This window comes from Caballeronia sp. NCF2, assembly GCF_023631205.1.
Taxonomy (GTDB): Bacteria; Pseudomonadota; Gammaproteobacteria; order Burkholderiales; family Burkholderiaceae; genus Caballeronia; species Caballeronia zhejiangensis.
In genome coordinates this window covers 1-23,053 of sequence record NZ_JALQDN010000028.1, presented here as the reverse complement: position 1 = coordinate 23,053, position 23,053 = coordinate 1, and the positions used below count along the sequence as shown (strand labels likewise).

Here is a 23,053-nt window from a genome sequence, read left to right as displayed (position 1 = left end):
AGCAGCGACTTGAGCGGCGCTTCGTTGGAAAACACTCCGGGCGCGACCTTCGAAATACAGTTGCGCCCGGCACGGGAAATCGAAATGTCACGCTTTAACCAGGACTATGGGCAGCGTCAGGACGCTGAACCGAAGGGACGACACGGCGACATGGAACATCGGGAGCAGGAGCTCTGGCTCGTCGCCCATTTGAAGCAGCGCAGCGAGTCCCTGGGCCGGCCGGTGGAAGTCCTCGATGTCGGATGCGGCTTTGGGCGCATGGCGGGCGTGCTCGCGAGTTGCCCGTCGGTTGTGTACCAGGGCTACGACGCTTCGGACGCGACGGTGAGGGGCATGCTGGACGGTCCGGCTTACGGTCCCGGCTCGACCGAGAGACGCGGTCGTGCGGCGCTGAGTGCGCCTGAGGCGTCCGCGGATCGCCGCTTCGACATCGTCTTCACGGTTTCCACGCTGATCCACCATCCGCCCGAGGCCGCGGCGCAACTGTTGTCCGACATGATTTCAGTGCTGCGCCCCGACGGATACCTCGTGCTGATCGAGAATCAACTGGTTCCGTTTGAACTCAGGGAGCATGCCGGGCACGGCGGTTGTTGGCTGCACGATTTTGCGGGCGACCTGGCCCGCGACTTCGATGTCGAAGTGATCCGCGAGCGCATTTCGGGTCACGACATCTATCTCGTGCGGACCATGCGCGGCGCGCAGCGAACCGTGACGCTCGTCGAGGGCAACGGTGTAGCGCGTCCGCTCGCCGACGACGAGCGGTTGCTCATGAGCCTTCCTCGCGTGCAGGCGGCGTTGAAAGGGCGGCAAAGCGAGCGGGAATATGGCGATGCAGTCGAAACGAACGCTACGCAGGCGCGAGTCATTGAAGAGCAGCGCCGCGCGCTTGATGCACGGCAACGCATCATCGACGAGATGAGCGCCGAGCGGGATACGCTCAGGAATGTGCAGCAATTGCGCGCGCGTATCCATCAGACGCTCGCGCAGGTCCATGCCGAGTCGCAGGCCGTTCACGTTCTTCCGGATGCTGGCGATGACCTCGCACAGAAGAGCTTCGTTCGCGCGTTCCCGCCCGAACACTCATTCGAGTGGCAGGCCGCGCGCGACACCATGTATGCCAATCAGGACGCACGCTTCGATCAGGTCTGCCACGTGTTCCATCATGACTGGATGGGCATGCGCTCGGCAGTTGGCGCCTTGCCCGGCCGGAAACTCTCGATTCCGTCCGCGCATGGCATCCCTGTGCCAGACATCGAGCGCATCGTCACGCTCCTCCAGCAGCATGGCATTCGCAAGCTCGTGCTGCACGGCATTTCGGATCCGATGTACGCGCTGTCTCTCGCGCTAGCACGAGTCGGTTTTGACCGGCAATACCTCGTGTGGCACGGTACCACGACGCAATGGGTCTGGGAAGACGAGCGCCGCTTCGCGCATCGCGCCATCCAAATGGCGCGCGAAGGCAAGGTCCGGCGCTTCAGCGCGATACGACGGGGCCTCGGACCAGTCGTCGGGGAGCGCAATTTTGCGCCGCAGCTTCTCAACATGCCGCCGCTGTTCTCGCATCGCACGCTCGCGCGCCGCTCGCCGCGACGCGAGGATTGCCATGCGCTCGCGCCTTCATGGAACGACTTGCGCAAGAATCTCGCGACCAATGTGCTTGCGGCGCAATGTGTCGATCGCATCGGCAAGGTCCATGTCGTCGCGAAGGACTTCGACCTGCCGAAGTGGCTCACGACGAAGCTGACAAAGGTGGGATATCGCGATCACACCGGCATGCTCGAAATGATGGCGTCGATGGACATCGTGCTGAACGTTACCACGATCGACTGTCATCCGATGGTCGATCTCGAAGCGATGTCGGTCGGCACGCCTTGCGTGCGTGGACCGTTGTTCCTCGACGGGCTCGAGGATCACGAATACGTGCGGGCGACCTCCGTCGACAATCCGATGAGTGTGGAAGACATCAGTCAGTGCATCGAAAGAGTGCTGAACATTGAGACGCGTACACTGGACGCCATGATGTCCGATTACAAGAGCGGCTTGCTCGAGTTGTCGCGTCAGCGCTATCTGGAATTTCTTGAACTCTGAAGCCGGTGCCAATGAGAGTATTCGTTACTAGGGAACTGTTCCCTTTCACGCATGGCGGTATCGGCCGTTCCATCGCAAACATGCTGTCGGTGTCGACAGAAGCAGAGTTGAACAGCACGGCCATCGTCTGGGTGGGTGACGAGTTCGACACCGGCTCCTTCGCGATGCTCTATCCGAAGGTCCGGCTGGTCATCGCGTCTCGGCAGAACTACAGCCTGTCGGACCGCGACGGCACGAGCTATCCGCCCGAATGGGCATTCACGGACTCCGAATGGCACTGGCATTCCGTGCGGGCGATGCAAGGGCTGCGACGGCTCGCTGATGAAGTGGGACAACTCGATTACGTCGAGTTTCACGATTGGGGCGGTCTAGGCTTTGCGAGCATCCAGGAAAAGCTGCTCGGATCTGCGTTCCAAGACACCGTGCTTGCGGTCCGACTGCATACGGCGGATAGCTTGCTGGCGGACGTCGACAACCGGCCGGCCGACAAGCAAACGCTGGTGGTATTCGATCTCGAGCGCAAGGCGCTGGCCGATTGCGATCTGATCGTTGCCCAGTTGCCCGAGGTCGCGAAGGCTATTCAAACCTTTTTTTCGTTCTCCGACGAAGCGTGGTCGCAGCGCCTATATCTGCACGCGTCGCCCGTGTTGCTCGACGCAGGCACGGTCGCCACACGCTCCATCGAGCCTTCGCTCGATGTGAACATCGTATTTTCGTCGAAGATCCAGCATCTCAAGCGACCAGAGCTCTTCATCCGCGGATGCTGCGGCTTTCTTCGCGCGACGCCGGACTATCGAGGCTCGGTCATCCTCGCTGCGCATGCGACAGACCCGCAGTTCCTTGCGCGCATCAGGCGCATGATTCCGGAAAACCTAAAGAGCCGCTTCAGCTTCCTGAACGACCTCAGCGTGACCGAGCGCCACGCCGTCGTGTCTCGCGCAGTGTGCGTGACGGCGTCATCGTTCGAATCGTTCTGCCTTTCCGCCTACGAAGCCTCGTTGGCCGGCTCGATCAGCGTGCTCAACGGATCGAATCCCGCGTTCGGCGAGAACTCGCCATGGATCGACGACGTCAACTGCGTCAAGTTCGACGGCAGCGCGGAAAGCCTTGCGGCAGCGCTCGTGCGTGCGGTTAAGGGCGGTGCGCGCGAAGTCGTCCGGGTTCCTGAGACGCCGGCCCCGTGGACTGCCGGCATGCGTGGGCGCGGAAGCGCGCGAACGAATCAGGCGACCCGGCCGCTCGTGTCCGTCATCGTGCCTCACTTCAACCTCGGCGACTACCTTCTCCGGACGGTCGATTCCGTCCTTGCGTCGACATATGAAAACGTCGAGATCATCGTAATCGACGATTGTTCGACGGACGGCTTTAGCCGACTCACGATCGAGCGCCTGGAAGGCGTGCATGAACGTCTGCGCATCGTGCGCAATACGATGAACCTGGGTCTTGCGGCGACGCGCAACGCCGGGCTCGCGCACGTCCGCGGCGATTACGTGCTGACGCTCGATGCGGACGATCTGATTGGCCCTGGCTTCATCGAGCTGTCGGTGCGCGCGCTGGAGAATCAGCTGGATTACGACTTCGTCGTGCCGCAGACCGGATTCTTCCACGATTCGGAGGAAAGCCAGATTGGACAACAAGTTGCATTCGCGGATTACGCAGTGTTCTACGGCGAGGCGCGCGCGGTCGGCACGTTCGAAAATCGTTTCTCGACGGCGACATGCATGACCCGCACACGCGTGCTGCGTGAGTTGAGATATCGCGAAGAACTGGAAGCGTACGAGGACTGGGATTTTTACATGCGCGCCGTGATGGCGGGCAAGCGCTTCATCGTGACGAGCGGCATCCATTTCTTCTACCGTCGGCGCAGCGAATCGATGTTTCATTCACCCGAGCGACTGGCCCGACATCGCACGCTCTACCACGATCTTCTGCGCAAAAAGTCGTTCAAACTGGGACAGGCCCAACTGCCACTTTATGTCGTCGAGGCCGGCGCGTCGCCCAGCGGGGATGCGGAGGCGTTGCAGGAAGAGCTTCACGCGGCGCGCGCGCGGCTCGCTTACTTCGAGCGGAGCCGCGCGGTGTTTATCGCGGTGCGACTCAACGAGAAGCTGCGTCGGGTCGCGCCGTGGGCGGTGTTTGCGCTGTCGATGGGGACGAGGGTGGCTCGTGCAGTCAGGCGGCGTTTGCGCGTATAACGGGGCCAGCGAGCATGGCTGGCTAGGCTGGGCACACCAGCCCGAATGTCCAGCCCGTGTCTCAACGTTGAGCCTTGAACCGTAGGAGCGTTTCGCGGAAGAACTTGCGATACGCTTGTGTTCGGACACTCCAGTCCCAGTTCTTGATGCTGTTCACATTCTCGGCCGACAACTGCTGCAAACGATATCGGTCGACGATGAGCTTCTCGATTGCCTCCGCGAGGCAGACGGCCGACCGCTCCTTCAAGATGAACTCCCGCTGAAGCGGTCCGAGCGCTTCCGACACGATCCCTACGTTCGTCGAAATAACCGGAACGCCGGAGGCCATTGCTTCGAGAACCGGGTTCGGCGTGCCTTCGGCTTCGGAGCAGCAGACCAGAACGTCCAGCGAGTTGTAGTAAGCCGGCATCTGACTGTGAGGAATGTGCCGCACCTGACGATCGGCGAAGTGCTCGCTGACTTGAAGACCTTTCGCGCGCAGGATCTCGAGCGCGGGTTTCAGGATGGTATGGAACCCCTTTGGGTCCAGCCGCTCGCCGCCCGCGCCGGCGCTCCCCCAGGCGCTGTTGCCAGACCAGCCGATGCGCAGATCGCGTGTACTCGCGCCGGAAAAACGCGCCAGATTCGACGGGCTGAAGCGCGTTAGATCAACACCGTCCGGCGTTTCGCCTTGCGGCTTGGGGTAGTGAGGAATGTTCTCGTAGATGCGCTTGAGAATATCGGAGCTGACCGTGTATCCGCTTGCCAGGTGATACATGGGCGCGCGCGCCAGCGTTTCCTCCTGGCTAAGGAACAGGTGATCGAACACGGTGAACGTAATCGGACGAGGCGCGACGAGCCGCTCGACGAACGGCTCCCAGCCGCCGCACAGGCGTTCGACGTACGGAAGTCCCCAGTCCTTGTCCAGATGATGCAACGGCTCGCGCCAGAACATGTGCACCAGGTCGTGCGCGCGCGTCATCTCGAGGACGAGGACCGGATTGCCTATGTCCTTGAGCGTGATCAGGTCGAACTCGAACTCGTCCGACGTATAACGCATGATCTGACGTGCAATGTTGGCGAGCGCCCAGGTGCCCGTATCGACCATCAGCGCGATGCGCGGCCGCGGCGTCGCGTCCGTCGTCACGGCGGGTGGCGCAACGACCGCGGCTTGAGGCGCTGCCTGAGCAGAAGCAGGCTCGACCCACGGCGCGCGAAGATGATGCTTGCAATCAAAATGGATGCTTGCTGCGCGCAGAACGTTGGAATCGGCATCGGCGGAATGCGCGGGTGCGGGAGTGCGCGTCAGCGTCAGGCCTGGCGCATCACTCATTCCGACCTTCCGACCGTCCTCAAAAAGTCGCAGCGACAAGTCGGTTTCGTCGAGCCCCTCCGACAGCGCTTCGTCATATCCGCCGAGTGCCTGCAACGAGGCAATCCTGACGAACACCGCCGGTCCCGACAGCAGCGTAACGAGAAAGCCGCCGCCGTGCATGTGCGGCCTCGTCGAGAGCAGCATCTCGCGCGCGATCTCGAGCCGGCCAGGCGCGATCCGGGGCACCAGATAGCCGATGCCCGTTCTGCCGTTTTCGGTGGTCTTGTCGGCGGCCGACATTGCGAGGAAGTGGCATCCAAGGCTCGCGATGTCGCGCTGCGCGTCGCGCATCAAGTCGCGCGTGAACGACACGCCGCGCTCGACGAACATGATCCAGCCCGTTTGCGCGATGCTCGCCATCCGGTTCCGGCACGCGGCCCTGTTCATCTTCGCACCTGTGAATTCCACGCGGGACTTTAGGCTGGATTCGCTCCGGAACTGCTGCAACTTGTCGAGCGCCGCAGCATCTTCGCCGTTGACCAGGATCAACACTTTGCCCGCGAAGTAGGGCAAATGCTGGGCGATGGATTGACAAAGCGCGAGCGCTGGTGCGCTGTCGCCGTCGATGCACATGGCGATGGTGAGATGGAGCCCGTTTTCGCCGATATTGGCGCCGTCCGGCTTTCCCGAATCGGCCGCCAGGAACTCGTGCAGACGGTGGCCGAGGTACGCGCGCGTCTCGAGTTCCAGTTCGAGCGCTGAAATGGTGTTCATCGTATTAACGCCCTCTTGCCAGCACGGCACCGATGAAGCGAAGCAGGGGCTTCGGCAGGCGGCGGCGAATCGCGAGCCAGATGCGGACGATACGCCACGGGACCGCGGCTAACCGCTCGTTCGTCTGAGCCAGCGCATCCTGCAGGATACGATTCTGGTCTTCGTGGCGCGCGATCGCGTCCCAAAGGAGCTGATTCTCGGCTTTCGCTGCGCGAACGCCGACGCGCAGCGCTTCGTTCTCGTGCTCGCAGAAGTGAAGCTGCGCCTCGATCGCGCTTCGCGACTGCTCGGCCGTTTCCAGTAACGTCTGAAGCTGCGCGCGGTTGTTCTCGGCCGTTTCCAGGCTCTTCTGGAACTGAGCGGTGATCGCCATGCGCGAGCGGTCAGCGCTGATTCGCGCTCCCCACAATCCGTCGCCCGGAAAGAGCTCCTGCTTGCCGATGTCCATCGACACCGGATAGCCCGCGAACAGCGCGGGTCCAATTTTCGAAGGCCCCCAAACACCGACGTAATAGGACGTCTCTTCGGGAACCGGCGCGACATCCTCCTGCATCGGCACGAAGATGCCCGGCGCCAGATCAACATATTCGAGCATGCGATCCTGTTTGTCGTCGCGACGCGCGAGTCTCGCTCCGCCCGCTTCATCGAACATCCCGAAACCGACGGCAAGCGTGCCCAGGTGCCACGAGGTGGCCGGTCCGAGCACGTCTTCCGCGAGCTGCTGGAACTCTTCCCGCGTGAACCGGTGCAGATGATACGGATTCGTCCCACCGTCCTTGAAATACCAATGGTCGTTAGGTGCGGAGACGATGATAGTCGCGCCGGGAGCCGCAACCGCCTTGAGATTTTCCAGGAACGCCCGCGGATCCTTCAGGTGCTCGATCGTCTCCAACGAGACGATCAGTCCGAATCGCTTCTCGCCGACGATCGCCTGAAGATCTTCGGCCTGCGCCGCGCGATAGGTTACCGCGGCGTCCTTGAAACGAGTCTGCGCGCGCCGCACCGCATCGTCGGAAACATCTATACCGAGCACCGAGACGGCGCCCCATTGCCGCATGAGCCAGGAGCCGTAGCCTTCGCCGCAGGCGATGTCTAGCACATCCTGACCTTTGCATGCTTCGCGGGCGGACAGATAGCGCGCCATATGAATGGATGCCTCGAGTGCGCTGTAAGGTGCGCTTTCCTCAAACAATGCGAGTCTTTCCATCTGATGCCTCGGATATCTCCGTGAATTGGCTGTGCCGGGTTACCTGCTTACCGCAGCCGCAACCGGCCTGTTGTAATGAAGGACATGAACTGGAAATTGCAATAGAACGTGACTGGCGTGACGATGATCTTGGACACGATGGGCGCGAAACCCAAATGACGCGTGATCAGGTCGATGGCGATCGAAGCACTCAGAATCGCGATGGCCTGATAGACGGCATAGCGCAGCAGTTTCCCGAGCAGGTAGTGGCCGTGATATTGAAAGACGCGCCGCACCGACACGAAGAAAACGAACAGGACCGCGGCGGTCGCACTCACTGTGTTGGCAAGCCATACGGGTGATTTCAACACGTTCAGCGTAGCGAACAGGCAGAAATCAATGAGCCAACCAAGACCGGATACGACTCCGAAACGCATCAGCATGCTAGGCGGCTCCAGAAAGAGGGTTGGGCAGCGACTCCTGCTGGCTCGGCCAGCCCGCCATCAGGAAAGGCAGGCAGAACCCGATCAGTTGCAGGTCGTAGAGGTAGAGGAAGACGGACGCCGGCGCGAAAAGGAAGAACACGCACGCGCGCGCGACCACCCCTGCGGCGAGCACCGCGCAGGGCGGATAGCGCCGACACCAGGCAAGTGCAACGAGGCAGACGATCAACTGCGGAATATGCGTGGCGACGGTTGCCGTCCAGTGACGCAGGAGCCGGGCGCTCTCCATCCAGCGATGGCCGTCGGGAGCAAAGCCATAGAGCCACCGGAACTTCCTGAATGAGCTGCCCGGATCCGTCAGATGATCGTAGAACGACTGAGATTCGAAGTCCCCCCGCGACATCTCCAGACCGCCGACCGAGCCCCGGAAACCGAGATTGGATGCAAAGGTTGCGAGGCGAACCTTGACGAATAGCGCGGGGGCCTCGAGCGCCAGCCGCACGTAGGTCTTCTGCAGGTTTCGCACGGCGGCATCCGTTGGAGCGGGCCGTTGGGAGAATGTCTGATGCCAGTAGACGATATCGTAGGGCGACCAACGCGCGAGTGAGTAGTCCGCATCGACCAGCCGGTCCAGCACCTCACGCGTTTGTGCCGCCGTGCTCGCCGGCAGGCGGTCCTGCCCGAGCTTGAGCACGCCGGTGATCGGGTTGACGAGCGCCGTGCTGGCGTACAACCGCTTCGCCGCGGTGAGCGCAGCCTGATCGGGAAAGAGGACTCGCTCGGCCAGCGGATTGATCGACAGCCACGCCGCCCCGGCGATCGCTGCGATACCGAGCCGTCGCGCGCGGCTGCCGCTCAAAAGCAAACACGCGCCGGCGATCCAGATGCCGAGCGTAGGAACGTTGTCGACGCGAAGCAGCGCTGCCACGAGTCCGTTCGCAACGAGCGCCGCGACGACGACGCATCGCTGACCGGTCGACCAACCGCTCCATTTGCGCAGCATCACGAACGCGGTTACGGCAGAAGCTGCCATGACGAGGCCGTTCATTGCGTCGCGCAGGTGTACGGCGCTTGCATAGGGAATGATCGTCAGCGGCAGCCACACCAGGCAAAGAGCGGCGATCAGCGCGCGAACGCCCCGGCGCGCCGCGCCGAGTCCAATGGCGAGCGCGACCAGCAACAGAAGCGTCGTGCCTGCGACGCCAATCGCCGTGACGAGTCCGGGTCCTTGCAAAAGGAGCAGTCCGCTGACCAGGAGTGGGTATCCGACGCCATACCATGTGTCGTAGGATCCGGCGTCGAATACGACGTAAGGCATGGTGCCGTCCCAGCCGACGACGGCGGGCCATGTGATCAGCGCGGCGAGTCCCATCGAGCCCAGGATGCCGACAATCCCGAGTACAACGCTGACAGGCCTGCCGGCCCTCGCCAGTTGCGTCAGCGATCGGACCGTCCATGCGGCGACCGGTATCAGCATGGTGAGCAGAAAGATCTCTGCCGCGGCCACGAGCTTGACGGCGATGAACATGCGGTTGTCGGGCCGACTGACGCCGGCGACGGCATAGGCGTGACTGCCGTCCGGCCTCAATTCGAATGCCTGAAGGGGGGCCCCGAAGGAGATTCGAAAGAGCCTGGCGGCGGCATCGCCATTTGCGGCGCGCATCCGCACCTTCGTGACATGCCCCGAAAAATCTGAGCCGATCGGCAATGACGCGAACGACCGACTCACCGCGACGCGCAGAGTCGCGGCATCGCGTTGAACGAGCACGAAAATCTGGTCCGATCCCGGTTGCGGGACAGGAAGCGCGTGTTTCCGCGAGTCGGGACCGATGATCGCCAGCGTCGGATTGTTCTTCCCCTCGAGCATGTACAGCGAGGTGTGGCCGACCTGAACCCCGTTCGGAGGGTCATCGATGGACCGGGGCTCGCTCGGGCCGGCGGCGTCGTGCGGCGCCGCGTCGGCGGCGATCGGAACGTCGATGAGCGTACCGTCCGTTGCCTCGATGTTCCACCTGGCGTCGGACGCAGCGGCGGTCTCGAACTGGCCCGGCGCGCTGGCTCTCAAAGCGTGATTCAACTCGGGAGCGAAGCCTTGCCCCGCGTTCAGCTCTACCGTGGTCACCGGCGCGCCCGCTTCGAAGGCGACGACATTGAAATCGCCCGCGTACGATCGGTCGCGGACGGCAAAGAGCGTTAGACAGGCCGCGAGAAACGCGATGGCGAGACTGCCGGACCAGGGTGCCGGCAACGTCGGGAGGAAGTGAACGAGCACCGAAACAGCCAAAACGACTGAGGCCGCGAACGCTGCCCACAGCGCCTTGTCCCTCCACGAGGGGGAAGGACTGGGCAACGGAATGGTCCACGTGCTCGCGACGGGCGCATAGAGGTCGAGTGTCTGTTCCCGTCCGCCGATGTCCACCCGAGCGATGCCCGACCACGGATGGCGCGCGAGTTCCAGCCTCGCGCCGTCACCCCAGGTGCCGTCCCAGGCCAGTGTCGCGGGCTGTTTTCGATAGGACACGTAGCGCTGACCGCGCGGCTCCCACGCATCGCCGCCGCCGGACCAGTGACCTTCGACCGGCTGCGCGCCGGACTCCAGTCCAACCCAGACTTCCGACGAAGCCGCCGCAGGATTTTTTTGTCCCGTCGCCGTGACACTGATCTTTGGATAATGCTGCGCTACCGGATGAACGAGCGCGGCCACGAACGCTGCGCCGACGACGAGCGCAGCCAGCTCCCACATCCGAACGGAACGCCATCCGCGGCGCACGAACAACGCCATCGACGCACCCGACGCGAGCCCGACCGGCGTCGTGAACCAGGCGACACGAGGCAGGACGTGCGCCCGCAGAAACAACGCGACGACGAGCGCGGTCAACAGCGCGGTGAACACGCCGGCAAGGACCGGAGCCAGAATCGGACGGCCAGTGCGCACGGATGGCGGATCGGAGATCAAATGAAGAGCCCGGGTGGAAACGTGGGACGGGTGCAACGTGTCAGAGCGATGGCGGCTCGTCCTGCAGGAATCGTTCGACTTCCGCGGGTGTCCCTAGCGGATAAACGGCGCCTTTGGGCACCTCATGCAGATAGACCGGGCGGCCGGCGGAGATGAGCTCGTTGTAGAGCGGCGCGATGTATTTCTCACCCTTTTCCATGCGACTCGCATCGCTGTAATAGCGCTCGTAGGCGTCGCGATACAGCGAGAACGACGAGAACCAGTACAGGCCGATCGTCGCATGGGGCGAGATGCGCACCTTTTCGCGCAGTTCCGTGATCCGGCCGTCCGGCTCCGCTGCGGCAAAACTCCAGCCGTCGCCTTCGCCGGGGAAGCACGGTACCCAGCCGTCGCCGCGCGTCGCGTCTGCCTGCAGCGACGACGGATGCACGAAAGTGTCGATGTTGTATACGAGGATCGGCTGCGACGGATCGGCGATGAGATCGCGCGCGAGCGTCGCGGTGGTTGCCTGTCCGTCCGTGAGATAGCCGATTTCGAGCACCTGTCGGTTGGCGATGCCGAGCCGCGTGGCCTCGCTCTCGATGAACTCGCGCGCGCCATCTTCCTTGCGGACGATGAAGATGAACCGCGCCCCTTGCGCTATGAAGCTCGAAAGGCTGAGCATCGACCAGGTGAAGAGTGTCCTGCCGTGCGCCTCGATTTGATACTTGGGCACTGTGTAGCCGGCATCCCGAAAGCGCTTGCCGAGGCCGCCCATCGTGATAATCACGTTCACCATTGTCATTCTCCGCCCGGCTCGTCGCCGACAAGTTTGAGAATCTCGTTGTAAGAGAGCTTGAGAAATTCGTCGGGACGAATGGCTTTGTCGTCGACATAGAAGCCTCCGCGTCCCGGCCACGGCTTGCCGAGATGCAGTTCGTCATAGGGCACCTGATGCCTGTCGAGCCATTCCATCAGCAGCTTTCCCGTATTCGCGACGATGCGCCCGATGTTGCCGTCGTGCGTGTTCATGTTGCGTGAGGTGAACAGGATCACGTAGAAGCCCTGCTCCCGATAGCGCACGAGTTGCTCCATCATCTCTGGAATCGGCAGCAGATCGCCATACGATTCGTCGGGAAGCTTCTTGGGACACAACGTACCGTCGATGTCCATCACAATGCACTTTTGCTTTACCAGCATCTGAGCCTCCTCAGTAATTGCGCTCGAGTTCGTCGAGGATGTCCGCCGCGTTAACGAGAAAGGCAATGACTTTCTTCGGAACGTCGATGTGCAGCGGCGCCATGCTGATGAATAACGAAGCCTCGTAGAGTCGCGTCAACCACGGATCGAAAGCGTTGTCCGCGAGCTTCTCCATGAACATCCCGGTGGCCCACGGCTGGGGTTTTGCATCGATGTGCAGCCGAACCTTTAGGTCCGTGTCGATGTCCAGCCGGAAAAGGCCGTAGTTGATGAAGTCGTAGTTGCCGACGACCGAGTGCGACAGCTTGGCTATGTCATAGTAGGGATTCACGTACAGCTCGTCCTCGGTCTCGGCGCCTCGCGCGTCGATGAAACGCATGAGCCCGGTCGTCTTGCTGTACAAAATGTTCGAGAAGCACAGATCCCCATGTCCGATGCACAGGCTTTTCTCGATCTCTGCCGGCTTCGACCTGCTCAACAACGCCAGATAGCGATCCAGCAGAGACCGGATGCCGCCGAAGGTCGCGCGTGCATACGGCTCGATCGACGCATAGGCGGGAAGCGCTTCGAGTTGCTCCAGACGAGCGAGCAGTTTCGAGCGGTACGCTTCGTCTCGTGCGCGAGCGGCGACTTCGCGCGGCGCCGCCCGGGTCGGGCGCGATCGCACGAAGAAAAGCACCTTGTCGAGGAAGCGCTCGAGATGGATCTTGTTGAGCGATCCGTGAATCCATTGCAGCGCCATGTCGGGCACGAACAGGCGTTCCATCTTGTAGCTCGCGCCTTGTGCCTCGCGCTTGAAGTCGTAAGGCTGCACGAAGAACATCTGCATCGACGCAGGCAGCAGATGATAGAAGTCATGCTCGCGCTTCAGCTTGGCCGCGTCGGTTGACCGCTTCAGCAGAACGAAATCGTTGACCGTCTGAACGGAGTTGAAGAAACGCGCGTCAAAATTGCTGGTCAGGTAATCCGTGAAGCGAAGCGGATCGCGCAAGTCGATCATGCCGGCATGATCGGGCACGGGTTGCAGTTGCTCGCCCACCTCCCGGAAGAACGACTCCGCCGACTCTCCGGATGCGATCGTCCGCATGAATGACTGGGCCAGATCGTCCACCAGCACCATCATATGCGGCGCGAGGGGATCGAACTGGTGAGCGTCGGTCGTCACGCGCAGGTTGTTGCGCGTCAGACTGAGCTTCTGAAGAAAAAGTGCGGCCTCTTTTTCCGCGCATCCGAAAGCGACCCACGCCGGGATGTAGATGAGCGTCTGCCTGCCGGGGCCGGACAGCGGCGGCTTCGCCAGCGTGTCAGAATGCGTGAGCGATTCCAGATCAACGAAAGTGAGATCCGCCTGCGCGGCCAGGTCCGAGATCCAGCGGTCCAGCGAGCGCTTGCGGTAGTAAACGTCCGAGAATCGTTCGATACCCAGCAGGTTGCAGACGTCACTCGGCGGAGGTTGAGTGTTGTCGTAGAGCAGAATCTTCTTCACCGCGTGATTCCTTCAGCTTGAGATGTGGTGCGGCGCCATTTGCGAAAGAGCACAAGCGCGATAAGGCCGGGTGCACACAAAATCAGAACCTTCCACTGATCGAATACGGAAACCAACGCGTCATTCGATGCCCCATGCGCCGACCGATGGATGATGATGTCGGCGAACTGGCTGACGAGCCTGTAAAGCGGGTTCCAGCTGTCCAATTCGCGCGTGAGCAAGCCCAGCGCGAGGAGTTCGAAGCACCAGATGAAGAGGGTGATGAAGGCGAGCGTCAGGATTCGGCCGTTCAGCAGCGGTCTCGCCATATGCGACAAATCGTTGATGCGCTCCAGAATCTTCAGTACGCGCACCGCCTTTTCATCGCGATAGGTCCGGATCACGTGCAGGTTCAAGGTGGCCAACTGTTCCGGCAGCACAAAGAAAAACAGCAGCGTGGTCAGCACGAATGCCGTGCTGAGCCAGAGCACAGGAGCGATGGGCGCGACTTCCACATCCGAGCGCGTCAGGATGACGAGAATGATGGCGCCGAGCGCGACCATGTCGAACACACGCTCGACCCAGACGATCACTACGCCCCGTGCGAGGCTTCCAGATTGTTGCCATGCGAATTCATTGACTCGCACCAGCTCGCCGAGCTTGAAGGGAACGACCGCCGAACAGGCGGCGGTATAGAGATAGAGTCCCAGAAGCTTGCGAATCCGGATGCTGCCGAGAAGCAGACCGAGCCGCAACATGCGGGCGCCGTGCGCCATCGCATAGAGGACGACCGGCCAGACAAGGGCGCTGCCCGTCGGGAAGCCCATGCGCGACCAGCCGACCGGAAGCCAGAGCACTAGGGAGCCGATGAACAGGACGGCCGAAACACCAAATGCCCAAAGAAACAGCCGCGCTTGATTAACGAGGGACATCCGGCTGCCCCAGTGGCTGTGCCGACGCCGTGCTGTCATACACGGTATCGAAACGGTAGTCTTCAGGCGAGCGGGGGGTGTGCTGCCCGTCGAGGAAGTAACGGCGGCGGAAAACGAACGTTGCGAGCAGCTTCAGGACCTGGAACGACTGGCGCGTCAGTTTGACATTGGATACCTGATCGTCTTCGCGCCAGCTGATCGGGAAAAAACGGATGTTCCAGCGGTGCCAGACGGTCGCCAGAATCATATAGTAGTTAAACGTGAGGTTGTCTGCGAAGCCTTGATAACGCAGTTTCTTCACCGCATTGACGCGATACATGTTGAGGCCTGAGCCCAGGTCGTAAAGGCGCTTTCCGCTCGCTGCAGAGAACAGCAGATTGAACACTTCGTTGCCGAGGGTCCGGAACGTCGAATAGTTTTCGAGCCGCGAGCCAGGCATGAACCGGGCGCCGAGCAGACAGTCAACAGTACGATGTTCGCCGCGCTCGATTTGGGGCACGAGCTCGCGTATGTTGCCCTGATCATCGCCGTGGAGGACTACGAGATAGTCAAATCCCTCACGCGCCGCATAGGCGAACGCGCTTTTGTGAGATCCGCCCAACCCCAGGTTATCCCAGTTCCGCACCACCCGCGTCGGCAAAGCCAGTTGCGCCGCGGCTGAAATGGCGACGTCGACTGTATTGTCGGTGCTGCGATTATCGACGACGATCACTTCGCGAAAGAGCGCCTCGCATCCTTTGAGTTGCAATAGTGTGCGGCCGATCTGTCGCGCGCAGTTATATGCAGGGATGAAGACGAGGATGTCCTCGCGATTCGGTATTGTGCCCATCTTGCTGGATGCCTCGGGAAAGGTGCTGAGTGCCGCTGCTCGGGGCCGTGCCGGACAGGCTCGGAACGGGCGTCTAGCGGATTATGAGCCGCATTTTAACCCATCGGTCTAACCCAAACGACTCCGCAGCATTAATGGCGGAGTCGAGAAACGTACCGTCATCGGCGGGAATTCGCGCGCCCATTGCGGAATACCACAGCTTCGCGGAAAGAAAATTAATGAACATGCCGGCGATGGATCCGGCAGCGACCGCGAGCGCGGGCGTAGCCGGCAAGCGCGGAAGTCCGTCGCGATATGTATCCAGCTTGCTTTCGAGCCCTTGGGGCGGGATTTGTAGTCGGCCTCGGTCTCGACCACCGGCATGCGCATGCTGAGAGCATACGCGGCGAGCCTGGTTTCGATCTCGAAGCCGGTCCAGTGCGCGGGAAAGGTCTTTGCATAGCGCCGGGAAAAAACTCGGTCGCCCGACAAAGATGTCCTTGAGCGTGCGGGCGAAGATGGTTGCGGCGCATTGGGTTAGCAATACGTTGCCGAAGCGATGTCCGAGCCGGTATGCCATCTCTTCGTCGCTGAGGCACGACCCCACGACCATATCGAGACGGTTTTAGACGAGCGCGTCGATCAGCGTTGGCGCGGCCGCGCGTCGTAGGTCGCGTCGCCGTCCACCATCACGTCGACATCGGCAACGTCCGCGAACATGCGGTGCACACCACGTTCCCCTTGCCGTGCAGCGGTACGTCGGTCACTTGGGCGCCGGCGGCGCGCGCGGCTTCGTCCGTGTTGTCGGCGGATTTATTGTTGAACGGGGATATGTCCGCCGATCGCATGCCGTCATCGGCGAAAACCTGCACGAGCCGCGCGTGTGGCTCCCCGACTGCTGTATGAACGATGCAAAGGCGGGACTTCCTTCAAAAGTTTCGCGGCACGAGGACATAGCGCGCGCCGAATCGACGATAGGCGTCCAGGTTGGCAATGAGGCTGTCGGCTGCGCTCGGGCCGGCCCGATCGCTGCGCGAGACAAGATGCGCAGTGACATAGTAGGCCCACGCCTTCGAAGGGGGCAGGTCGTTGTAGTTGACCGACGCGATGCCGAAGTATGAACCGTCGTTCGGTTGAACCGGCCCGAGCGTGGGGAATCGCTGAAGCCGAGATTCTGCTGCGCGAAGCGGATGCCGCCGAGTTCCATGGTCCAGGCCGCGACGGCGCAGGCCAGCGCGACAAGTCCGAGGGCCGGCGCGTGAGCGTGAGCTTTAGCACGCGCGCCTCGAGCTTATCAGGCGGATGCACGGGAGCTCGTCCAGGATGGCGCGCATACAGGCCTGCCAGCCGCTCGGCCAAGAACCGACTCGACCATCGCGAAATGAAGCGCGAGTCACATCGTAGCCGCTGCATGATCGCCTCGCGTGTTTCGCCGTTGTCAAGCATCAGAATCAGCCGAGCGCGCCGGGCGTCAGCTGCGCGCACCGTCTGGCTACGAGTTGCTGACAGCAATTGTTCGCGCTCGAGCGCGCTCAAATTCATCTTTTCCATGCGTTTCATTGAATACCAAATCGGGTGCTTTTTCAATGACGCAATGGACTAGTCGACACAGAACACCGCTGCCTGCGCCGGCGCGATTAAGTAAGCCCGATCACGTCGGGTGCTTCGGTCTTGAGGTCCGGGTCGTTAGAGACCACACCCGCCGCTTTCACCTGACCTAAACGTGAGAGCGGCAGACCGGTTTCAGGAGCACTCGAGCGAGCCACTGACCGAATGTAATAGACGCGGTCTCGATGGGAGAAAAAATGACGCCCACTGCCACAGCGACGGGGACGCAGATCGCCAGTTCGATTAGCGTAATCCAAGGGAACGAAAGCCCCTTGTCATGGAGCATTAGCGCTGTGCCCGCGCCGAGGGTGCAAATGACAGGAATATGCGTCAGATACAGCGGAAAGGAAATTTGCCCGAGAAAGCGGGATATCGGCAACTCCATCGCACGGGACCATGCAAGGTTGACGACCACCGCGATCACCAACGCTGTCCCGCATAAGGAGCGCACGGTAAAACTGTCGTACGCCTGCCGCTCGAAGCTGACAACATAGAAAACGATGAAAAGAGTGTCGTTGAGATCAGCCATGCGGTCGCTGGCTTACGAAGCACGCGAATCCAAATTGAACCGTGGCATTCAGCCAGCACTGTCCCCGCAATGAACGAGGAGAGCGGACTATCGAAATGCGCAAGCGCCAGCCAGCCGAGCCCATATGCGGCCCAGCGGATGCGCGACGTGCCCATCACGATCAGAAGCGCGAACACCATGACGCTTCCGATCAGTTCATAACTCATGGTCCATAGGACCGGGTTGTAACTGTGGTCCCAGCGGTAGTGGAAGAAGACGTCGAACAGACCGAACTTCAGCGCGTCTATTAAGCCCGGCTCGAATCGAAAGGCGCTAGCGGGCCAATTCGTTCGGCCCAGAAGTGCCGCAGCATTCGGCGCTCGATTGGCGCCCGTGAGCAGCATGACAAGTGTGATTAGAGTGGCCGCCAAAACCGGGATCGCAAGTCTCGGATATCGTCGTATGGCGAGCGAAAACAGGCCGGATCGCTCGCGACGTCGCACAAAACCTATCGAGAGCGAGAAGCCGGAAACGACAAAGAAAACGTATACCGCGAGAGCGCCGTCCATTGGCAACATCAACCAGCCAATGCTTTTCAGATAGTGTGGCGGAATCAGGAAGGTCGGCGCCAGATGGTAGAGGACGACGGCAAGCGCCGCCCAGCCCCTCATGCCATCCAGAAAATGAACGCGTTCAGGTATCGCTCCCATCGACGGGCTGGTTCTGGCGCCGAAGGCATACAGCTGCCTCATGCACTGAACCCGCCAACGACGCGCCGAAACCACCCGTTGATCGTTTTCGCTGCGTTTTTTGCGTCCATCTTCGACCGAACAAACAACGTGCCCAGAGTCTCGTAGGCATCGTCGACACGTCGACCCGCTCGGCCCGCGTAGTTTTCCAAAATCTCGTCCATCCCCGGCCAGAAGGACGGTTCTCGAAATCGATCGAGGATTTGCAGTATCGGTTCAGCCTCCATGGCGTCGGCGACGATTCCAAACGGTTCATATTCCTCGCCGCCCAGATGACGCAATATCGCTGTCGGCCGCTTCATCGCGAGCGATGCGAGTGCGAGCGTGCTTCCGGACGTGATCACGGCAGAGGTACGCGCCAGCGCGCGCGAAAGCGGCTCGGCTGGATCGGAAAACTCGAAGGTCGGGCGAAGCACATCATAGTGCGACACGTGTTCCGGATGAGCGCGAAGCACCATCTTCCTGCCCGACAAAATTTCTATGTCCTGAGCAAGTCGTTGCACCTCTCCCGGCGAGATATCCCTTTGCAGCGCAAACAGTATTCTGTTGCCCTCAGGCCGCGCGTTCGACGCGTAAGAGTCGAGGATGGGAAGAGAAAGCGCCACCGTTCGCTTCCGAAACTCGGGAACGAGGCGATGCCTGAACGCCCGTCCAAAAACGCCGAGATAGTCGTACGAGCTGAATCGGGCTTCGAAATTCGGCCACTGTTGAACGAATCCATGCTGCAGTCCGACGAACTGGGTCGCTGGCGATACGGCCTGCACCCAACTGCGCAGTGTCAGTTCCGGCCCGAGATGGCAAGTCGTCATCAGCACTCCGTCGTATCGCTTCCGTTTGACGATGTGCTGGATGGCGGCTTTGCAGTCGGCTTCCGTCGTCTCGCAGAGTTCGAATGATGCGTCGATCGGTGCGGTGAGCACGGCATGCGACTGGATCTCGTGGCTGTAAAGGCCTTTATGGTCCGGATCAGAGAGTCGGGGAAACAGAAGGAAATTGCACGTGCCGCCGCTAGCTCTGATCTTCGTTGCGATTGGGATCCAGTTCATCAAGCAGCGGTTAGTGAACGCGGACATCAAGATGTTCACAGTAATATTTACCCGTTAATGCCGCGGCATTAGAATGTCGCCGCGCAGCCGTCGTGGTGGATCCTCTCCGATCGCTGCAGGTCGGGATCGCAATGACTACGTGACCGCGAAGGATTACCACGTTGCTGCGCCAGCAGAATTTACGTCTTTTGTATTATTATACGTCCAAAAGGGCGGGTCGATGGCAGAGTTCCAAGAAGTCTGATTCCGCCGAATGTGTCATTGAATTTCATCGAGCGCTTGCGCCGCCGATGCATCGTGCCGGTATGACCCGTCACCAGCCGTCGAGAGAGCAGGCGTAGCTGGCCCTTCATGACCCCTGTTGTCCGCTCGTTCGAAACGATTTACACTGCAACGGATTCAAATTCTGGACAGAAGTCGCGTGTTCGATTGCATCGAACCATCGTGCGCGCGTCAACCGCTTACGCGTCCAATCTTTCAGATGAAGACCTCCGAGGCGCTTTTACTGCTCGACTCATTGCGAACGGGCTATCGCGACGAGTCAGCGGCAATGGAGACGGATTTTTCTTCCAGGAAAGTGATGATGTTGCTCCATGTATTGGAACGCAATTTCGACGCCAGTCCAGAGCTGAAGCACGGGCTGGCATTTGGAAGGTTATTTGCCGCCGAACGTCGACCGGGCCTCGCACTATCGCGCCTTCATAGCACACTACTGAGCATCGAATGTCGCAAGTCGTCGGTGTAGGGCATCACTGCTTCTAGGTGCGACGTTGCGCGCGAAACGCATACACGCTTTCGTGCCCCTATCGGAGTTCGCAATGATCAGCCTGCTGAGTAGCGATTTGGCCGGACCGCAGGACCGCAAAAGGCCTTAGCATTCAAAAGCTTGCTACGATATCTGCATCGGGGGTCCGGCACGCCATCTGTTGGACTATCAGGTGCTGACCGGGAGCGACAGCTTCAGCCCCTCTTCACGATGCTGTGGAAGTCGACAGTCTGACTGACAGGGGAAACCGCCCGGCTAAAACAGCGGAAACAATATCGTGTGGCCGTTAATTGCCTCGACCTAAGGCAAGAACGCGACAAGCTAACCTGCCGCCCCGCTGGGTGCAAATTGACGCAGATCTTGTTGCGCCAACACGCGGCGCTGATATATTGATCCTTCGAGCTAACGAACGGGTGAAAGATGAAGATCTTTCAGGCGCTGCGCGGCATTCGTGTTCCAGTCGCCAAGCCGGTCGACAATCCAAACTCGGCCGACCTCGACGCGGCTCTGGCGCGCTGTCAGGCTCTCGAGGAGGAAAATATCAGGCTGATCTCGGAAGCTCAGCAATTCAGCGCTCTCAGAACTCCGATATCTCCTGCTGTATCGTATCTTCCAGCGTTCTCACCCTTGCCAATCCCGGACGACTTTAGGCCGTTCTTCAAGGACGTACTGCTTCGCACGTTTTATAGGGCTAATGTTACGCAAGATGAGTCCTTCGAACGAGATTTGGATGCCCATGTCGTGCATCGTTTCCGCGATTTCGAATACTGGATTTGCAAATGGCTTGCACAGATCGTCCCAGACATGAGCAAGTTGAGGGCCATTGAAATCGGATCTGGGACAGGCAGTTCCACGCTCGCCGTCGCAAGTCGAGTCAAGAGCGTCGCCAGCTTCGAGATCGACCTAAAGGCGAGCGCCGCCGCAGCGGAGAGACTGCGTTTCTTCGGATACGACAATGTCCAGTTCGTCAACGAGAAACTGACGGAAGAAAAAGCCCAGGCGTTCGTCGGTCAAATCGATCTCGTTGTGCTGTGCGCTGTGCTCGAACATATGACGTACGGGGAGCGTATCGAGGCTTTGCGCGCATCGTGGAAAACGCTGGCGCCCGGCGGCCTGCTCGCCGTGGCGGATACGCCTAACCGATTCAATGTGCTCGAAGATCACACGAGCCTCATGCATTTCTATTCGGCGCTTCCACTAGAAATCCAGCGCGACTACGCGCAGTTCTCGCCGCGTGCAGACTTCCGGAATTCGATCGGGTCTACGGCGCCCGAGAAGATCGGCGAAACACTTGCGCGCTGGGGTTTTGGCATTTCTTATCACGATTTCGAGCTTGCGATAGGTCGGGATTGCCACGACTACATTGTGCTCGACGGGTATGAGGAGGCCATTCTCGCGCGTTTCTATGATCGAACGGACGATGCATTGCTTCGACTTGCTTTCGATCGCTACAATATACCGGCGCACCGCGCTTTCACGCGTCACAATCTTCATTTTGTCATGCGCAAACCTGGCCATTTCCAGTAACTCGGCTTATCCGCCGAGCCGCTTCCGTGCGGCTCTTCTATGTCCGTATGACTTGCGAAATTTCGAGTAGAAACTAGATGCCCGAGTTCTAAACAGGGTGCTAGCCTCGTGAGCTGAGTGTTCGCTCGACCTCGGGATCGCCATCAGCCGCCTCTTCAAATCTGGGCGCCGTACGAGATCGTCGCGCTCATCATAACCGCGGGGGCCGCCGCCGGGCATCACGCGAGGCGGGTAAATGAGCAATGCGATTTACTCGATAGCACCGACAATATTTCTCGTCCACGTCGAAGCGCGCGCCACGACGCGGCCGTGCTCACGCTCTCCATGACGATCGGCCTCTTCGCGATAACGAAGTTATTAGCTATAAAGCTCTGCTGCGACTGTCGCTTTCCGGACGGTGCGAACGCGCTACATCGGTGGATGCATGGGCTTTGCGATCGGCTACATCGTTAAGCATCGGCTCGGCTAGCACTAGGTGTTCCGTACGTCGCCGCGCGTCTACCTATAGCGTCACCCGCTTGAACACGATCCGCGGCACGCAGCGAATCACGAGCATGATGCCCCACCGAAACCGCGGCGTATAAAGCGTGCTCCGCTTCCTTTGGACCGCGCGCACGATGTCCTTCGCGACCGGCTCGGGCGTCGCTATGAACGGACTAGTGCATTGCATCATTGAATTGGCACCCCAAGTGTGTTCAGATGCAGGTCATGGGCAAAATGAATCTGACCGATACCGAACGCGAGCAACTGCTGTCGGCGGCGCGCAGCCGAACGGTGCGTGCGGCGGACGTACGACGCGCGAAGTTGATCCTGATGCTCGAGGACGGCGAATCGCGCGACAGCATCATGCGCACACTGGGTTGCGACTCGCGCTTCATCGCGCGCTGGTCGGGGCGCTTTCTTAGCGAGCGACTGTCTGGCATGTACGCCCGACATCCCGGGCGCGCTCCCAAGCAGCCGCCAGCCAGACTTGAGGCGCGTGTGCTCAACCGTACTCTCAAGCACAAACCCGCCGACGGCTCGACACACTGGAGCAGCTATAAGCTTGCGGCAGAGCTCGGCGACGTGTCGGTCTCGACCGTGCAGCGCATCTGGCGCAAGCATGGGGTCAAGCCGCAGAAGTTGGAGCGGCACATGGTCTCCAACGACCCGGACTTCGAGGCCAAAGCAGCCGACGTGATCGGGCTTTACCTGAACCCGCCGGCGCACGCAGCGGTGTTCTGTGTGGACGAGAAGACCGCGATTCAGGCACTCGAGCGCAAGGACCGGATGCTGCCGCTGTCGCCGGGGCGCGCCGAGAGTCACGGCTTCGAGTACAAGCGCAACGGCACGCTCAGCCTGTTCGCGGCGTTCAATACTGCGACCGGCGAGGTGCTGGGCAAAACAGCGCCGCGCCACACCAGCGAACAGTTTGTGGCCTTCCTAACCGACGTCGTGGCCAGCCAGCCCAAACGCAGAGAAATCCATGTCATCTGTGACAACGTGAGTAGCCATAAGACGGAGCGGGTGGCCACCTTCCTCAACGCGCA

General features: G+C 60.7%; 18 protein-coding genes and 1 pseudogene. 5 read left to right on the top strand and 14 right to left on the bottom strand.

The window, feature by feature from the left end; all coding sequences use genetic code 11:
- The first annotated feature begins 84 nt into the window (after positions 1–84).
- Positions 85–2,088, top strand: a complete 2,004-nt coding sequence (locus NCS02_RS11175) for a methyltransferase domain-containing protein (protein ID WP_250523108.1) — start codon at positions 85–87, stop codon at positions 2,086–2,088.
- Positions 2,089–2,099: 11 nt separating this feature from the next.
- Positions 2,100–4,283 carry a glycosyltransferase gene (locus NCS02_RS11170; protein ID WP_250523107.1) on the top strand — a complete coding sequence of 728 codons (2,184 nt, stop codon included), beginning with the start codon at positions 2,100–2,102 and terminating at the stop codon, positions 4,281–4,283.
- A gap of 61 nt (positions 4,284–4,344) precedes the next feature.
- Here the strand turns inward: NCS02_RS11170 and NCS02_RS11165 are convergent, their stop codons facing one another.
- The 14 genes and pseudogenes from NCS02_RS11165 to NCS02_RS11100 all read right to left on the bottom strand — a co-directional run bounded on the left by NCS02_RS11165 (position 4,345) and on the right by NCS02_RS11100 (position 19,258).
- Positions 4,345–6,351: a glycosyltransferase gene (locus NCS02_RS11165; RefSeq protein ID WP_250523106.1), complete on the bottom strand. Its 2,007-nt coding sequence runs from the start codon at positions 6,349–6,351 to the stop codon at positions 4,345–4,347.
- Positions 6,352–6,355: 4 nt separating this feature from the next.
- Entirely contained in the window at positions 6,356–7,558 is a 1,203-nt protein-coding gene (locus NCS02_RS11160) for a class I SAM-dependent methyltransferase (protein WP_250523105.1), read from the bottom strand.
- A gap of 47 nt (positions 7,559–7,605) precedes the next feature.
- Positions 7,606–7,980 (bottom strand): GtrA family protein, encoded by a 375-nt coding sequence (locus tag NCS02_RS11155; protein WP_250523104.1) that lies wholly within the window; start codon positions 7,978–7,980, stop codon positions 7,606–7,608.
- Position 7,981: 1 nt separating this feature from the next.
- Entirely contained in the window at positions 7,982–10,936 is a 2,955-nt protein-coding gene (locus NCS02_RS11150) for a hypothetical protein (RefSeq protein WP_250523103.1), read from the bottom strand.
- Positions 10,937–10,976: 40 nt separating this feature from the next.
- Complete coding sequence (locus NCS02_RS11145; protein WP_250523102.1) at positions 10,977–11,714, bottom strand: glycosyltransferase family 2 protein; 738 nt, start codon at positions 11,712–11,714, stop codon at positions 10,977–10,979.
- A gap of 2 nt (positions 11,715–11,716) precedes the next feature.
- Positions 11,717–12,115 (bottom strand): HAD family hydrolase, encoded by a 399-nt coding sequence (locus tag NCS02_RS11140; RefSeq protein WP_250523101.1) that lies wholly within the window; start codon positions 12,113–12,115, stop codon positions 11,717–11,719.
- A 10-nt stretch (positions 12,116–12,125) separates the two neighbouring features.
- On the bottom strand, positions 12,126–13,601 hold the full coding sequence (locus NCS02_RS11135) for a capsular biosynthesis protein (protein WP_250523100.1): 1,476 nt from the start codon (positions 13,599–13,601) through the stop codon (positions 12,126–12,128).
- On the bottom strand, positions 13,598–14,512 hold the full coding sequence (locus NCS02_RS11130; protein WP_250523099.1) for a lysylphosphatidylglycerol synthase domain-containing protein: 915 nt from the start codon (positions 14,510–14,512) through the stop codon (positions 13,598–13,600). Before NCS02_RS11130 ends, NCS02_RS11135 begins: the two co-directional genes overlap by 4 nt.
- Positions 14,499–15,341, bottom strand: coding sequence for a glycosyltransferase family 2 protein (locus NCS02_RS11125; protein WP_250523098.1), 843 nt, complete (start codon positions 15,339–15,341; stop codon positions 14,499–14,501). The genes NCS02_RS11130 and NCS02_RS11125 overlap by 14 nt, the downstream gene beginning before the upstream one ends.
- Before the next feature lie 73 nt (positions 15,342–15,414).
- Complete coding sequence (locus NCS02_RS11120) at positions 15,415–15,900, bottom strand: hypothetical protein (protein WP_250523097.1); 486 nt, start codon at positions 15,898–15,900, stop codon at positions 15,415–15,417.
- A gap of 109 nt (positions 15,901–16,009) precedes the next feature.
- Positions 16,010–16,192, bottom strand: a complete 183-nt coding sequence (locus tag NCS02_RS11115; RefSeq protein WP_250523096.1) for a hypothetical protein — start codon at positions 16,190–16,192, stop codon at positions 16,010–16,012.
- A 283-nt stretch (positions 16,193–16,475) separates the two neighbouring features.
- A pseudogene (locus tag NCS02_RS11110) lies at positions 16,476–16,880 on the bottom strand (helix-turn-helix domain-containing protein); the annotation flags it as partial.
- 468 nt (positions 16,881–17,348) lie between these two features.
- Entirely contained in the window at positions 17,349–18,188 is an 840-nt protein-coding gene (locus NCS02_RS11105) for an acyltransferase family protein (protein ID WP_250523095.1), read from the bottom strand.
- Positions 18,185–19,258 (bottom strand): hypothetical protein, encoded by a 1,074-nt coding sequence (locus tag NCS02_RS11100; protein WP_250523094.1) that lies wholly within the window; start codon positions 19,256–19,258, stop codon positions 18,185–18,187. The genes NCS02_RS11105 and NCS02_RS11100 overlap by 4 nt, the downstream gene beginning before the upstream one ends.
- Positions 19,259–19,712: 454 nt before the next feature.
- Here NCS02_RS11100 and NCS02_RS11095 point away from each other — a divergent pair, with 454 nt between their 5' ends.
- The 3 genes from NCS02_RS11095 to NCS02_RS11085 all read left to right on the top strand — a co-directional run.
- Positions 19,713–19,976 carry a hypothetical protein gene (locus NCS02_RS11095; RefSeq protein ID WP_250523093.1) on the top strand — a complete coding sequence of 88 codons (264 nt, stop codon included), beginning with the start codon at positions 19,713–19,715 and terminating at the stop codon, positions 19,974–19,976.
- 441 nt (positions 19,977–20,417) lie between these two features.
- On the top strand, positions 20,418–21,524 hold the full coding sequence (locus NCS02_RS11090; protein ID WP_250523092.1) for a class I SAM-dependent methyltransferase: 1,107 nt from the start codon (positions 20,418–20,420) through the stop codon (positions 21,522–21,524).
- Between the two features lie 699 nt (positions 21,525–22,223).
- Positions 22,224–23,053 (top strand): IS630 family transposase (locus NCS02_RS11085; RefSeq protein WP_250523091.1); only part of this gene is annotated, 830 nt, incomplete at its 3' end.

Bases quoted from the DNA above. Each gene is read 5' to 3' on its own strand.
- NCS02_RS11175 (WP_250523108.1), top strand. From the start codon at position 85: ATGTCACGCTTTAACCAGGACTATGGGCAGCGTCAGGACGCTGAACCG.
- NCS02_RS11170 (WP_250523107.1), top strand. From the start codon at position 2,100: ATGAGAGTATTCGTTACTAGGGAACTGTTCCCTTTCACGCATGGCGGT.
- NCS02_RS11165 (WP_250523106.1), bottom strand. From the start codon at position 6,351: ATGAACACCATTTCAGCGCTCGAACTGGAACTCGAGACGCGCGCGTAC.
- NCS02_RS11160 (WP_250523105.1), bottom strand. From the start codon at position 7,558: ATGGAAAGACTCGCATTGTTTGAGGAAAGCGCACCTTACAGCGCACTC.
- NCS02_RS11155 (WP_250523104.1), bottom strand. From the start codon at position 7,980: ATGCTGATGCGTTTCGGAGTCGTATCCGGTCTTGGTTGGCTCATTGAT.
- NCS02_RS11145 (WP_250523102.1), bottom strand. From the start codon at position 11,714: ATGGTGAACGTGATTATCACGATGGGCGGCCTCGGCAAGCGCTTTCGG.
- NCS02_RS11140 (WP_250523101.1), bottom strand. From the start codon at position 12,115: ATGCTGGTAAAGCAAAAGTGCATTGTGATGGACATCGACGGTACGTTG.
- NCS02_RS11130 (WP_250523099.1), bottom strand. From the start codon at position 14,512: ATGTCCCTCGTTAATCAAGCGCGGCTGTTTCTTTGGGCATTTGGTGTT.
- NCS02_RS11125 (WP_250523098.1), bottom strand. From the start codon at position 15,341: ATGGGCACAATACCGAATCGCGAGGACATCCTCGTCTTCATCCCTGCA.
- NCS02_RS11120 (WP_250523097.1), bottom strand. From the start codon at position 15,900: ATGGCATACCGGCTCGGACATCGCTTCGGCAACGTATTGCTAACCCAA.
- NCS02_RS11105 (WP_250523095.1), bottom strand. From the start codon at position 18,188: ATGAGGCAGCTGTATGCCTTCGGCGCCAGAACCAGCCCGTCGATGGGA.
- NCS02_RS11100 (WP_250523094.1), bottom strand. From the start codon at position 19,258: ATGTCCGCGTTCACTAACCGCTGCTTGATGAACTGGATCCCAATCGCA.
- NCS02_RS11095 (WP_250523093.1), top strand. From the start codon at position 19,713: ATGAAGACCTCCGAGGCGCTTTTACTGCTCGACTCATTGCGAACGGGC.
- NCS02_RS11090 (WP_250523092.1), top strand. From the start codon at position 20,418: ATGAAGATCTTTCAGGCGCTGCGCGGCATTCGTGTTCCAGTCGCCAAG.